At 64.7% G+C, this 12,855-nt stretch carries 11 protein-coding genes and 2 riboswitches; of the genes, 4 read left to right on the top strand and 7 right to left on the bottom strand.

Annotation, left to right across the window (positions count from 1 at the left end):
• Positions 1 to 2: 2 nt before the first annotated feature.
• Genes bluB through cobA form a run of 5 tightly spaced genes read right to left on the bottom strand, consistent with a single transcriptional unit; the run spans position 3 to position 3,777 of the window.
• Positions 3 to 662 (bottom strand): 5,6-dimethylbenzimidazole synthase, encoded by a 660-nt coding sequence (bluB, locus tag PQR42_RS20945; protein ID WP_408391566.1) that lies wholly within the window; start codon positions 660 to 662, stop codon positions 3 to 5.
• Positions 646 to 1,944 (bottom strand): cobyrinic acid a,c-diamide synthase CobB, encoded by a 1,299-nt coding sequence (locus PQR42_RS20940; RefSeq protein ID WP_408391564.1) that lies wholly within the window; start codon positions 1,942 to 1,944, stop codon positions 646 to 648. The genes bluB and PQR42_RS20940 overlap by 17 nt, the downstream gene beginning before the upstream one ends.
• A gap of 2 nt (positions 1,945 to 1,946) precedes the next feature.
• A complete protein-coding gene (gene cobO, locus PQR42_RS20935) occupies positions 1,947 to 2,549 on the bottom strand; it encodes a cob(I)yrinic acid a,c-diamide adenosyltransferase (protein ID WP_408391562.1) in 603 nt (200 codons plus the stop codon).
• Positions 2,546 to 3,004, bottom strand: a complete 459-nt coding sequence (locus PQR42_RS20930) for a cobalamin biosynthesis protein (RefSeq protein ID WP_408391560.1) — start codon at positions 3,002 to 3,004, stop codon at positions 2,546 to 2,548. Before PQR42_RS20930 ends, cobO begins: the two co-directional genes overlap by 4 nt.
• Positions 3,001 to 3,777 (bottom strand): uroporphyrinogen-III C-methyltransferase, encoded by a 777-nt coding sequence (gene cobA, locus PQR42_RS20925; RefSeq protein ID WP_408217460.1) that lies wholly within the window; start codon positions 3,775 to 3,777, stop codon positions 3,001 to 3,003. Before cobA ends, PQR42_RS20930 begins: the two co-directional genes overlap by 4 nt.
• Before the next feature lie 227 nt (positions 3,778 to 4,004).
• Positions 4,005 to 4,257: riboswitch (cobalamin riboswitch) on the bottom strand.
• A 67-nt stretch (positions 4,258 to 4,324) separates the two neighbouring features.
• Positions 4,325 to 4,605: riboswitch (cobalamin riboswitch) on the top strand.
• Positions 4,606 to 4,804: 199 nt separating this feature from the next.
• Between cobA and cobW the strand changes: the two genes are divergently transcribed.
• The 4 genes from cobW (at position 4,805) to PQR42_RS20905 (ending at position 11,447) form a co-directional block, all read left to right on the top strand.
• Positions 4,805 to 5,896 carry a cobalamin biosynthesis protein CobW gene (cobW, locus tag PQR42_RS20920; protein WP_408391558.1) on the top strand — a complete coding sequence of 364 codons (1,092 nt, stop codon included), beginning with the start codon at positions 4,805 to 4,807 and terminating at the stop codon, positions 5,894 to 5,896.
• A 6-nt stretch (positions 5,897 to 5,902) separates the two neighbouring features.
• Positions 5,903 to 9,709 carry a cobaltochelatase subunit CobN gene (cobN, locus tag PQR42_RS20915; protein ID WP_408391556.1) on the top strand — a complete coding sequence of 1,269 codons (3,807 nt, stop codon included), beginning with the start codon at positions 5,903 to 5,905 and terminating at the stop codon, positions 9,707 to 9,709.
• Positions 9,706 to 10,776 (top strand): magnesium chelatase ATPase subunit I, encoded by a 1,071-nt coding sequence (locus PQR42_RS20910; protein ID WP_408391553.1) that lies wholly within the window; start codon positions 9,706 to 9,708, stop codon positions 10,774 to 10,776. The genes cobN and PQR42_RS20910 overlap by 4 nt, the downstream gene beginning before the upstream one ends.
• 131 nt (positions 10,777 to 10,907) lie before the next feature.
• Complete coding sequence (locus tag PQR42_RS20905) at positions 10,908 to 11,447, top strand: vWA domain-containing protein (RefSeq protein WP_408391633.1); 540 nt, start codon at positions 10,908 to 10,910, stop codon at positions 11,445 to 11,447.
• Between the two features lie 35 nt (positions 11,448 to 11,482).
• Here the strand turns inward: PQR42_RS20905 and PQR42_RS20900 are convergent, their stop codons facing one another.
• On the bottom strand, positions 11,483 to 12,427 hold the full coding sequence (locus tag PQR42_RS20900) for a flagellar brake protein (RefSeq protein ID WP_408217456.1): 945 nt from the start codon (positions 12,425 to 12,427) through the stop codon (positions 11,483 to 11,485).
• 239 nt (positions 12,428 to 12,666) lie between these two features.
• The coding region (locus tag PQR42_RS20895; protein ID WP_408493716.1) for a hypothetical protein at positions 12,667 to 12,855 on the bottom strand (189 nt) is incomplete at its 5' end.

Here is a 12,855-nt window from a genome sequence, read left to right as displayed (position 1 = left end):
GCTCATTCCGCCGCGCTGTGGTCTTCCGGCCAGCGGTTTTCGAAAACACAGTCGGCGAGCGGCAGGCGGCTCGCCCAGCGTTCGGTTTCCAGCATCGGCTCGCTATAAAACCGGTCGACGTGGCCCAGACACAGAATCGCCACGGGCCGCGCGCCCTCCGGCATGTGCAGCAGTTGGCGAACCACGTCGACGTCGAACAGCGACACCCAGCCCATGCCGAGACCTTCGGCACGCGCGGCCAGCCACATGTTCTGGATCGCGCACGCCACCGACGCGAGGTCCATCTCCGGCAAGGTGCGGCGGCCGAAGATGTGGCGCTCGCGTCCGTCCATCAACGCCATCACCAGCAACTCGCCGCAGTCCAGCATGCCTTCCACTTTCAGCTTCATGAACTCTTCGCGGCGTTTACCGAGCGCGTCGGCGGTGGCGAGACGCTCGCTTTCCACGGTGTCATGCAAGGCCGTCCGCAGCGCGGGATCGGTGATCCGCGCGATTCGCCACGGCTGCATGAAGCCGACGCTCGGCGCGTGATGCGCCGCGTCGAGCAGGCGCTGCAGCACGGCGGGATCGACCGGATCGCGCACGAAATGGCGCATGTCGCGTCGTTCGTAGATCGCGCGGTAGACGGCGTCGCGCTCGGAATCGTTAAAAGGCTTCGCCATGGAACAGGGCGGCCGTGAAGGCCGGGTTGGAGGGCCAATAAGCGTGCATGTAGGTCGCCACGATCGAGCCGGCGCGATAGACGGCCTCGCCGGGTGCGTCGCCCTGTGGCCGGGTGGCTGAACGCAGCGGCGTGAGCGAGGTGTTCAGCTTCGAGTAGTGAAACGTGTGGCCGGTCATCGGCCCGTGCAGGCTGTCGATCTGCTGCATGCCGAGGGCGGTGAAGCGCGTTTGCATGGTCGCATGGCCGGGCAGCAGGCCGAGCATCGGCGTGCTCACGCCGTGCGTGTCGGTGAGCTGGTCGAGCAGATAGAGCATGCCGCCGCATTCGGCGACGAGCGGTTTGCCGGCGGCCGCGTGCGCGTGAACGCTTGCGGCGCTGCGCGTGTTGCTGGTCAGCGTGGCCGCGTGCAGCTCAGGGTAGCCGCCTGGAAGATACAAAGCGTCGGCGTGTTCGGGCAGTGCTTCGTTCGCGAGCGGCGAGAAGAACGCGACTTGCGCGCCGAGCGCTTCCAGTAGCGCGATGTTCGCCGGATAGATGAACGAGAATGCGGCGTCGCGCGCAATCGCAATCGTCTTGCCGTCCAGCAGGCGCGGCAGTATTTCCGGTGCGGGCGTGCTGAACTCGACAGGCGGCGGCAATTCGGCGAGCGCGGTATGACCTACAGTGTCAGCGGCACGATCCAGCCGCGCGTCGAGATCGTCGATTTCGTCCGCCTGATGCAGGCCGAGGTGACGATCGGGCAACGCGATTTCATCGCTGGCGGCAATGTGCCCGCACCAGCGCAACTCCGGCGGCAATGCTTCTTCTAGCATCTGCGCATGCCGCGCCGAGCCGACGCGATTGGCGAGCACGCCGTAAAACGGCACCTGCGGCCGGAATTGCGCGAGACCGAAGGCGACCGCGCCGAAGGTCTGCGCCATCGCCTTCGCTGAAATCACCGCGAGCACCGGCACGCCGAACGTGGTGGCGAGATCGGCGCTGCTCGGCGTCCCGTCGAACAGACCCATCACGCCTTCGATCAGGATCAGATCGGCTTCGGCGGCCGCTTGCGCGAGCAGCGTGCGGCAGGCGGCTTCGCCCACCATCCACAGATCGAGCGAGAGCACGGGCGCGCCGCTCGCGCGCGCCAGAATCATCGGATCGAGAAAGTCCGGTCCGGTCTTGAAGACCCGCACCCGTCGCCCCAGCCGCCGATGGTAGCGCGCGAGACCCGCGGTGATCGTGGTCTTGCCTTGGCCCGAAGCGGGCGCGCTGATGAACAGGGCGGGGCACGCGGCCATCGTCAGAACTCCACGCCGCGTTGCGCCTTCACGCCTTGCTCGCGATACGGATGCTTGACGATGCGCATTTCGGTGACGAGATCGGCCACTTCGATCAATGCGTCCGGCGCGTGACGGCCGGTTACCACCACGTGCAGCATCGGCGCGCGCGCGGTGAGCACGGCGAGGACTTCGTCGAGCGGCAGGTATTCGTACTTGAGCACCGTGTTCAACTCATCGAGGATCACCATCTGGTAGTCGCCGCTTTCGATCATGCGGCGCGCTTCGTCCCAGCCTTTGCGCGCGGTCGCGATGTCGGCGTCGCGGTTCTGCGTGTTCCAGGTGTAGCCGTCGCCCATCGTGACGAAATCGCAATTGGCGATCGCGCCGAGAAAGTCGCGCTCCGACGTGTGCAGCGCGCCTTTGATGAACTGCACGACGCCGAGGCGCATGCCGTGGCCCAGCACGCGCACGGCCATGCCGAACGCGGCGGTGGTTTTGCCTTTGCCTGTGCCGGTATTCACGATCAGCAGGCCTTTTTCGACGGTGGCGTTGGCCTGTTTTTTCTCGTGGCCTTCGCGGCGGCGCTCGGTCATGCGTTGATGCGATTCGGGGTCGGTCTTCATGGCAGGTCCTGTTGCTGAGTGTCGTTGTTTGGGTGTTCGCGGTTGGCGTTTGCAGCGGTGGAAGCGATTGCCACGGTGATGCCCGCATGGATGGTTTTGCGCACGAGGAGCCGGGCTTGAGGCGCATTGGCCGCGGTCGATTCGTCGAAGCCGGCCGTCGCGGCAAGCAGCGCACACGGCTCGCAGACGCCGTCCACGCCGAGATGCTCGCGCACTGTCGCCGAAGGTTCCGCCACGCGTATCGACGCGATCTGTTCAAGGCTGAAGAATGTCAACGGCAGCGCATGACGTGCGCAGAATTCGAGCAAGCCTGCTTCGCGGGTTTTGGCATCGATGGAAGCCACGGTGCGGATTTCGTCGAACGAATGCGCACCGAGCGCGGCGCGCACCGCCGCTTCGATCTGCTCGGCCGGGCTGTGCAAACGGCAACCGACGCCGACGCTCAGTGTTTTCATTGTGTGTCCGCTCCGTCCACTGAAGGCTTTGCGGCGTCGGCATGCGCCGCCGCCGCGCGCGCCAACGCGAGCGACGCCACACCGCCGATCACCACGATCGCCGGCGAGCCAAGGCCGGCACGCGCAACAGTGTCGGCAAACTCGCCGAGGCGCGCGAGCACGTGACGTTGTTCGGGACGCGTGGCCGATTCGATCGCCGCGCACGGCGTGTCGGCGCTCATGCCGGCCGCGAGCAGCGCGCCGACGATATCGTTCAACCGCCGCATGCCCATATAGATCACGAGCGTCATGCGCGTGGCCACGAGCGCGGCCCAGTCGGGTTCGCCGCTGCCCGCGCCGTGTCCGGTGACGAATACCACGCCTTGCGCGTGATCGCGATGCGTGACCGGAATGCCGATCGCCGCGGGCGCCGCGATCCCCGCCGTAATGCCGTTGATGACTTCCACTTCGATACCCGCCGCGTGCAGCGCCTGCTGTTCTTCGCCACCACGGCCGAATACGAACGGATCGCCGCCTTTCAAACGCGCGACGCTGCGCCCGGCCCGAACATGCTCGAGCAACTGCGCGACGATGCCGTCCTGCGGTGTCGACGGATGCCCACCGCGTTTGCCGACGTAGACGACGAGCGCATCGGCGCGCGCGAACTGCAGCACCTCGGGATTCACCAGATCGTCGACCAGCACCACATCGGCTTGCGCCAATGCGCGGGTGGCCTTGATGGTCATGAGTTCGACGTCGCCGGGGCCGGCGCCGATCAGCCAGGCGCGGGTCATCGTGGCATGCATGGCGGGCGCCATGTCGTGACGAGTGGGAAAGAGTAAAGCGCGAAGGGTCGCCTGATGGTGGACTTTGGGGTCATGCAGTGCTACGGATTCAGGCACGGCGCAATGCGCGACTCGTAGCGGTTCCACACAGAACCTGCGTACGCGAACGCGCCACGTCGTGCTTCAGCGCCTTCACATCCGTCCCTCGCGGATTCCGGCGGCCGGCGGCGTGACGCTTGCCGCCTCCGCGTCTGGCCGGTATCCGGGCTGGCGGCCTCATGCGCTTTGCCTTCCCGTCCGCATTCGTTGGAATGTGCCGGACAGTGGCATCGAAAAAACGCATGCGCGGCGCAAGACAACTCAACTTTGCGCCGCAGGTCGCTTACCGTTGCGGGGACAGCACAGGTTGAGCGCATGGAGCGCTGCCTGTTTCCCGTTTAACTGCACACGCGGAATGCATGTGCGGGCACCAAACGCGCGCATACGATAGCACATGGCGCCCCGTCCGATAAGCGCTTGCGGCCTGTGTTTCCTTGACGGCACCGGGCCGCGGGCCTACACTCGCACGCACTTTGGTGCTCGTGTGCGCGCTCGTGCGCATGCAGTTAAACGGGAAACAGGGTGCCCGCCTGCCATGGATCGGGTCAACCTGTGCTGCCCCCGCAACGGTAAGCGAAATGTGGTGCTAAGTTCAGTCGATTAGCGCCGCGGAGCCGGCTTCGATGTCCACGCGCAAGGCCGCGTCGGCATATCACCACTGGGCGAGAAACCACTCGTCCGGGAAGGGGAAGCGGCGCTTTCGCCAGCCCGGATACCGGCCAGAATACGAAGGACGAACGCCGCGGGGATGCGGCGCTGCGTTCATGACCTCATTCCCGCTTTCTGTTTTTCTGTTGTCGCGGCAACGCCGTCGTTCGTCCCCGTGTTTTGTCATTGTCGTGGCTGGCTGGGCGTGTGCCCCGTTTTGCCCGGCGTATGCAGGCAGACATACAGACACAGCGGCGTGCATGTGCAACTCCTACGGATGGACCTCACGATGCAAACTCAAATGCGCAAGATTCCCGTCACCATCGTCACGGGCTTTCTCGGCAGCGGCAAAACCACGCTGCTGCGGCACATTCTTCAGCATGCGGGCGGCAAGCGCATCGCGGTGATCGTCAACGAGTTCGGCGAGCTCGGCATCGATGGGGAAATCCTCAAGGGTTGTGGAATCGGTTGCGACGAAAACGGCGTCGAAACCGAAGGCCAACTGTATGAACTGGCAAACGGCTGCTTGTGCTGCACCGTGCAGGAAGAGTTTTTTCCGGTGATGGAAAAGCTCGTGGAACGCCGTGATCAGATCGATCACGTGCTGATCGAGACGTCGGGACTCGCGTTGCCGAAACCGCTGGTACAGGCTTTCAACTGGCCGCAGATCAAGAACAGCTTCACCGTCGACGCCGTGGTCACCGTGGTGGACGGCCCGGCCGCGGCGAGCGGTCAGTTCGCGGACAACCCGGTCGCCGTGGACGCGCAACGCAAAGCCGATCCGAATCTCGATCACGAGTCGCCGCTGCACGAATTGTTCGAAGACCAGTTGTCCGCCGCCGATCTGGTGATTCTGAATAAAACGGATTTGCTCGACGAGGCGCAGCAAAGCGCGGTTGAAGTTTCGATCCGCGAAGAAATTCCGCCGCAAGTGAAGATCGTGCGCGCGCACATGGGGCAACTCGATCTGCACACATTGCTGGGCCTCGAAGCGGCCTCGGAAGACACGATTCATTTGCGCCACGATCACCACGGCTCCGCTGACGACGCCGACCACCATCACGACGAGTTCGATTCGGTGGTCGTGCAGGCGGATGTGTTGTCGCGCGAGGCGGTGATCGCCGCGCTGCAACAGCTCGTCGAAGCGAACACGATTTATCGCGTCAAAGGTTTCGCGGCGCTGCCGGGCGCGGCGATGCGTCTGGTGATCCAGGGCGTGGGCCGCCGCTTCGACAGCTATTTCGATCGACGCTGGCAAGCCGGCGAAAGCGGTCCGAGCCGCTTCGTGCTGATCGGCGAGGACCTCGATCAGCCCGCGTTGCAACGCGCGTTCGATGCGGCGCTGGGCGTGCCGTCGAGCGTCGAAACGCAACAGGCGTAAGCGCTCATGCATCTGCTGCGCACCACGCCGGGCGGTTTTGTCGACGATACGCAAGGCGTGATCCGTATCGATCAGCAGCCCGCGGATATCGTGGTGCTCAGTTCCGCCGATACCACGCTGTTGCTGCTCGCGAGCGTTTTTCCGCGCCTGGGGGAAGGCTTCCCGAGCGTGCGGCTCGCCAACGTCACGTATTTGCGGCAACCGGCGTCGGTGGATTTTTATCTCGAAGACGTCTTGCAGCATGCACGTGTGGTGGTGGTCGATCATCTCGGCGGCGAGGCGTATTGGCCTTACGGTATCGAACAGGTGGTGGCGCTCGCCGAGCGCAAGCAGCAGACGCTCGCGATGTTCTCCGGCGATCTGCAGGAAGATCCGAACCTGCTCGCGCGCAGCACCGCGAGCGCCGATCTGTGCCATCAGCTCTGGCGCTATCTGCGTGAAGGCGGCCCGCAAAATGCGGAGGCGTTTCTGCGCTGTATCGCGCACCGTGCCTTCGGTTGGGGACGCGATACAGCGCCGCCGCGCGCGTTGCCCGCCGCCACGCTCTACCATCCCGAGCGCGACACGCCGACGGTCGCCGACTGGCAGGCGCGCTGGCGGCAGAATGCGCCGGTCGCGGCGATCCTGTTCTACAAGGCGCATCTGCAGGCGGCCAATACGGCCGTATTCGACGCGCTGATCGACGCGCTCGAGTCGCAAGGTCTGAATCCGCTGCCGATTGCGATTACCTCGCTGAAAGATGCGATGAGCCGCGATGTCGTGCAATCGCTGTGCGCACAGCACGATGTCGCGCTGGTGCTGAATACGACGGCCTTCGCCGCGTCCGCGATCGACGACCCCGAGCCACTTGCGCTCGCCGGCGACGCGCCGGTGTTCCAGGTGATCCTGAGCGGCGGCAATCGCGACGATTGGGTCAAGGACAATCAAGGCCTCAATTCGCGCGATATCGCCATGCATATTGCGCTGCCGGAAGTGGATGGCCGCATCATCACGCGCGCGATCAGTTTCAAGGGACTTGCGTACCGTTGTCCGCACACTCAGGTTGATGTGGTGCGTTATCAGCCGGACGCCGAGCGAGTGGGTTTTCTCGCCGAACTGAGCCGACGCTGGTGCCGTCTGCGTTCACTCGATAACGCGGACAAGAAACTCGCGCTGATCCTCGCCAACTATCCGATGAGCGAAGGGCGCATCGGCAATGGCGTGGGCCTCGATACGCCCGCCTCGGTAGTCGGCATTCTGTCGATGCTGCGTGACGAGGGTTATCGTCTCGCCGACTTGCCCGCGAACGGCGACGCGCTGTTGAAGAAGCTCACCGAAGGCGTGACCAACGATCCGGTCGTGCGTGACCTGCGTCCCGCGTTGCAAAGCCTCGCGCTCGACGACTATCTTGCGCACTTCAATGCATTGCCTGCCGAGGCGCGCCAGGCGCTGAACGCGCGTTGGGGCGCGCCCGAGCAGGACCCGACGCTGCGGCGCGGCCGTTTCATGATCGCGGGCTGGCGTTGCGGACAGGTGTTCGTCGGCATTCAACCGTCGCGTTCACGCGAGCAGGGCGACTACGCGAGCTATCACGACGCCGAACTTGTGCCGCCGCATGCGTATCTGGCGTTCTATTTCTGGTTGCGGCACCAGTTCGGCATCGACGCGATCGTGCATGTCGGCAAGCACGGTAATCTCGAATGGCTGCCCGGCAAGAGCGTCGCGTTGAGCAACGCCTGCTGGCCCGATCTGATTCTCGGGCCGATGCCGCATCTGTACCCGTTCATCGTCAACGATCCGGGCGAGGGCAGCCAGGCGAAACGCCGCGCGCAGGCCGTCATCATCGATCACCTGATGCCGCCGCTCACGCGCGCTGAAAGTTACGGACCGTTGCAGGATCTCGAGCGCCAGGTCGACGAATACTATGAAGCGCTGATGGTCGACCCGCGCCGCTCGAAACTGTTGCGGCGCACGATTCTGGCGACCATCGTCGAACATAAGTTGCATGAGGAGTTGAGTCTCGCGGCGCCGAACGGGCAGGACGACGAAGACGCGCTGCTCACGCGTGTCGATGCGTGGCTGTGCGAGTTGAAGGAGGCGCAGATTCGCGATGGCTTGCATACGTTTGGGCAATCGCCTGATGGCGTGCAGCGGCGCGATACGTTGCTGGCGTTGGGGCGTTTTCCTGTCGGCGATGGGCAAGGCGGCAAGGCCGGGTTGATCGATGCGTTGGCGCGCGATCTGCAGATGGATCATCGGTTCGATCCGCTGTCGGTGGATTGGTCGGCGGTGTGGGACGGTCCGCGCCCCGACGTGCTGCAACGTGTGAGCGATGCGCCGTGGCGGCACTGCGGCGATACGCGTGAACGTTTGGAATTGCTGGCGGCGGAGTTGCTGCGCGGCGTGTGCGGTGATCAAGCGGATGTATCGGCAGCGCCGTTTTTCGCGGCCAACTTGCCGCAAGCGCAGCAAGTGATCGAGCGTCTGCGTAACGATGTGTTGCCGCGGCTCGACGCTTGCGGTCCGCAGGAAATGCTTCAATTGAAGCGTGGGCTCGAAGGGCGTTTCGTGCCGCCGGGGCCGAGCGGTTCGCCGTCGCGTGGCCGGCCCGATGTGCTGCCCACCGGCCGCAACTTCTATTCGGTCGACACGCGCGCCATTCCCACGCAAGCCGCCTGGTCGCTCGGATTGAAATCCGCCCAGCAACTGATCGAACGGCATTTGCAGGAGAAGGGCGACTATCCGCGCGCCATCGGCCTGTCCGTCTGGGGCACCGCGACCATGCGCACCGGTGGCGACGATATCGCCCAGGCGCTCGCGTTGCTCGGCGTGCGGCCGAAGTGGGCACCGGGCAGCCATCGCGTGACCGATTTCGAAATCATGCCGATCGAGGTGTTCGACCGGCCGCGGATTGACGTCACCTTGCGGGTTTCGGGTTTCTTCCGCGACGCCTTCGCCAACGTCATGCATCTGTTCGATGCCGCCGTGCAGGCCGTCGCCGAACTCGACGAACCCGAGGACCTGAATCCGATTCGCGCACGCGTGCTGCGCGAACGCGATGCGTTGATCGCGCGCGGCATGGACGCCGCCGAAGCGCGTAAGCGCGCCGGCTGGCGCGTGTTCAGCGCAAGGCCCGGCGCGTACGGCGCGGGTCTGCAGGACATGATCGACTCGCAGCAATGGCAAACCGACGCCGATCTCGCGAACGCGTATCAGGCGTGGGGCGGTTATGCGTACACGCAAAAGAGCGCGGGCGAAGAAGCGCGTCACGCGTTCGGCACACGTCTCGCCGCGCTGGACGTGGTGCTGCAGAACCAGGACAACCGCGAACACGATCTGCTCGATTCGAATGACTACTACCAGTTTCAGGGCGGCATGGTCGCCGCGGTGCGGCATCTGGCCGGCGATCAGCCGAGCGTGTATCACGCCGATCACAGCAATCCGGCAGCGCCGCGCGTGCGCACGCTGCATGAGGAGATTGCGCGCGTGATCCGCTCGCGCGTGGTCAATCCGAAATGGCTGGATGGCGTGAAGCGTCATGGCTATAAGGGCGCGGCGGAAATCGCCGCGACCGTCGATTATCTGTACGGTTACGATGCGACCGCGCGCGTGATCGCCGATCATCAATATGCGCTTGTGACCGATGCCTATCTGAACGACGCGGACACTCGCGAGTTTTTGCAGCGTCACAACCCACACGCGTTGCATTCGATTTGCGAGCGCCTGCTCGAAGCCATGCAGCGCGGTTTGTGGCAGGCGCCCGGCGACTACCGCGCGCAAGTCGAACAGCATCTGCTCGCGAGCGAGCAGCAGATCGAAGGAATGCAAACATGAATCTAGCGATGAGCGCGACCGCTGCGCGGCCCGTTTTTCCCTTTGCCGCGTTGATCGGCCAGGCGCCGTTGCAACAGGCGCTGCTGCTGGCCGCCATCGATCCGGGGCTGGGTGGCGTGCTGGTCACCGGTCCGCGCGGCACGGCGAAGTCGACCGCGGCGCGCGCGCTCGCTGAGTTGTTGCCGGAAGGGCAATTGGTAAATCTGCCGCTTGGCGCCAGCGAAGATCGTTTGATCGGCACGCTCGATATCGAAACCGTGTTGCGCGACGGTTCGGTGCGCTTCTCGCCGGGTCTGCTCGCGAAGGCGCACCGCGGCGTGCTTTATGTCGATGAAGTCAACCTGCTGCCCGACGCGCTCGTCGATGCCTTGCTCGACGCGGCCGCGAGCGGTGTGAATACCATCGAACGCGATGGTGTGTCGCATAGCCATGACGCGAGCTTCGTGCTGATCGGCACGATGAATCCTGAAGAGGGCGAACTGCGGCCGCAATTGATTGACCGTTTCGGCTTGATGGTCGAGTTGCAGAACTGTTTCGAGCCGCGCGTGCGTCAGGCGATCGTGAAGGCGCGGCTGGCGTTCGATCTGGATCCGCAGGGGTTTCGTGCCGGCTATGCGCAACAGCAGGCGGCTTACGTCGAGCAGATTCGAGCGGCGCGCGAAGCGCTGCCGGAGCTCGTATTCGACGACGCCGTGCACGCACACGTCAGCGCGCTGTGCATCGACGCCGCCGTGGATGGTTTGCGCGCCGATCTCGTGATGCTGCGCGCGGCGCGTGCGGTGGCGGCGCTCGAACAAGCGGCCGCGGTGACGGCGGAGCATGTCGATCGGGTGGCTGAGGCGGTGTTGGTTCATCGGCGGCATGCTCGCGGGTCGCAGGCCGAAGGTGACGCGCGTGAGGGTGGCGCCGAGCGGGAGGCTTCTTCCGATAGCCGCTCTTCATCTGAGGCAGGAAATGCGCCGCCGGCCGCCGCTGCCGTCGATAGCGATTGGGGCTACCTCGCGCCCGAACCGGCCGCGACCACGCACGTCAAAGGCGTCATTCCCCTTAACGTAAAAAAACGCTGAGCCATCGGAAGGGCGCCGCCGCTGACTCGCGCAGCGGTTTTCGATGGCGGCAAGGCGCGGGCGCAGGTGCGCGCAGCCGCTTGAGCGGGGAACCGGGCAAGCGCATCGACTGGCCGCCGACACTTGCCGCGATGCGCCAGGGCGCGTTACGCGCCGAGCATCTGCGTTTCGTGCGCGAGGCGCCGCGCGGCGGTGTGCTGCATTGTTTCGTACTCGATTGCTCCGGTTCCATGCTGGCCGGGCAGCGTCTCGCGCTCGCCAAGGGATTGCTGATCGCCTTGTTCGACCGCGCGAGCGCCGCGCGTGCCGAGGCGGCGCTGGTCTGTTTCGGCGGCGCCGGTGCGGATGTGCGTTTCGGTCCCGCTGTGCCACGCTGGTGGAATGAGCGGTGGCTGAGGCCCGTGGGAGGCGGAGGCGGCACGCCGTTGGCGGCAGGCGTTCGGCGAGCAACCCAGTTGCTGGAGCGCTGCGCGCGCCGCAAGCCCGGGCAGCAACGCTGGCTATGGATTCTGACCGATGGCCGCACGCATGATATGCCGGTGCGGCCGCTCGATGTGGACGAAGTCGTATTCGTCGATTTCGAGCGCGAGGCGATCCGGCTGGGCCGCTGCGAAGTGCTCGCCGATGCGTGGGGCGCGCGGCGTTTCACGCCGGAAGAACTGATGGGCTGAGCGGCGCGTGGGCCGTCCCGCTCACGGCCCTGCGCTTATTTCAGGCCGCTCGACCAATACACGACGTCGTCCTGGCGGTCGAACACGAAGACTTTCATCGCCATCTGCTGGGACGGGTCGAGCTGATCGAGTTCGAGCCCGTGAGTCGACGGCTCGCCGGGGCCGCTGCCTTTCTGCACGTTGCGGATCACCGCCGTGGTTTCGATCTCCGTGTCGAGATCCTTCGATTTCAGGCGGAACGCAACGCGCAACCGGTCGCCGACGGCGCCCAGGGTCCACGAGGCGTCCAGCGACATGCCGAGTGCGCTGATGCCTTTCGCGAGTCCGAGGCCTTCATAGGATTCGCCGGTTTCGCCGATGCCGAAACGCACCGCGAGGTGCGCGCGGACGCGGATCGACTTGCGTTCGCGCAGGCGACGGATCACGCCGGGCTTCGACAGCACGACGTAGTCGAACGGCGCGCGGCAGATCGCTTCGATCGTGCAGACGAAACGAAACACCGCATGGCTGGCGATCGCGACAATTTCGATGTTTTCGCCGACGCCCAGCGGGAGCATGCGGCCCTCGTGCATCGGCGGAGTGACGAAGAGCGAATGATTCGGCGCGAAACCGATGATGCGGCACGGATGCATGGGCGCGCCGCTGCCGAGCTGCGAGCGCACACCGATCAATGCACCGATTTCCAGATGCATGTCCTTGAGCGTCAGCTCGCCGTTGGGATCCGCTTGTGGCTCGGCCTGGAGCGGCGGTTGCGTGGCCGCGCCCGCCAAGTCGCCGCGCTGCGGATGGAAGTGTCCGAACAGGAATTTGCGCTCGTCCGTGGTCGCGAGGATGGTGCCGCTGGCGAACAGGAGCGTGCCGTCGGCGTCGACGATCGGCCAGTCGAGAGGCGTGCCTACCGGCACCTTCTCCGGATTCAGAGCTGGCGTGTGGGCTGCGAGTGAGGCTTCCTCGACGTGTTCCTCAACTGGGTTATCCATGGTCGGCGGCCATTTAAGTGACGGGATATCTTGGTTGACGGCTGGCGAGAGGGAAACTTTAGTTTTTTGGGCGCTGCCGGTTTTCCAGTTCTTACGACGCTTCGTTCGGGTGTGCGCCGGATGTGTCTCGTGGCTCTATATATAGTGAGGAGGCTCGTTTGGCTGGTTGGCGGCGGAGGAGGTGTGGTAGCTGATCACTGTCCGGCCGTCGCGAGTGCGATTGCCTCATGAGTAGCCGATTAAATCGGATGGCTAACTAATTTGACGGCGTTGTGGTGGTGGTCTGTTTCGATGCTTCTCAACTTTCTGAAAAATATTGCGCGAAGGGGGTTGACGACCTGTCGCTCGCTCTCCATAATCTCGTTTCTCTGCTGCTGATGCAGCGACGCAGAACGAAGCGGTGCCGGGTGGTTGTGATGTTGACGACG

Origin of the sequence: Paraburkholderia sediminicola, from assembly GCF_046027355.1 — a bacterium.
GTDB classification, from domain to species: domain Bacteria; phylum Pseudomonadota; class Gammaproteobacteria; order Burkholderiales; family Burkholderiaceae; genus Paraburkholderia; species Paraburkholderia sediminicola_B.
This window is presented reverse-complemented; position numbering and strand designations above follow the sequence as displayed.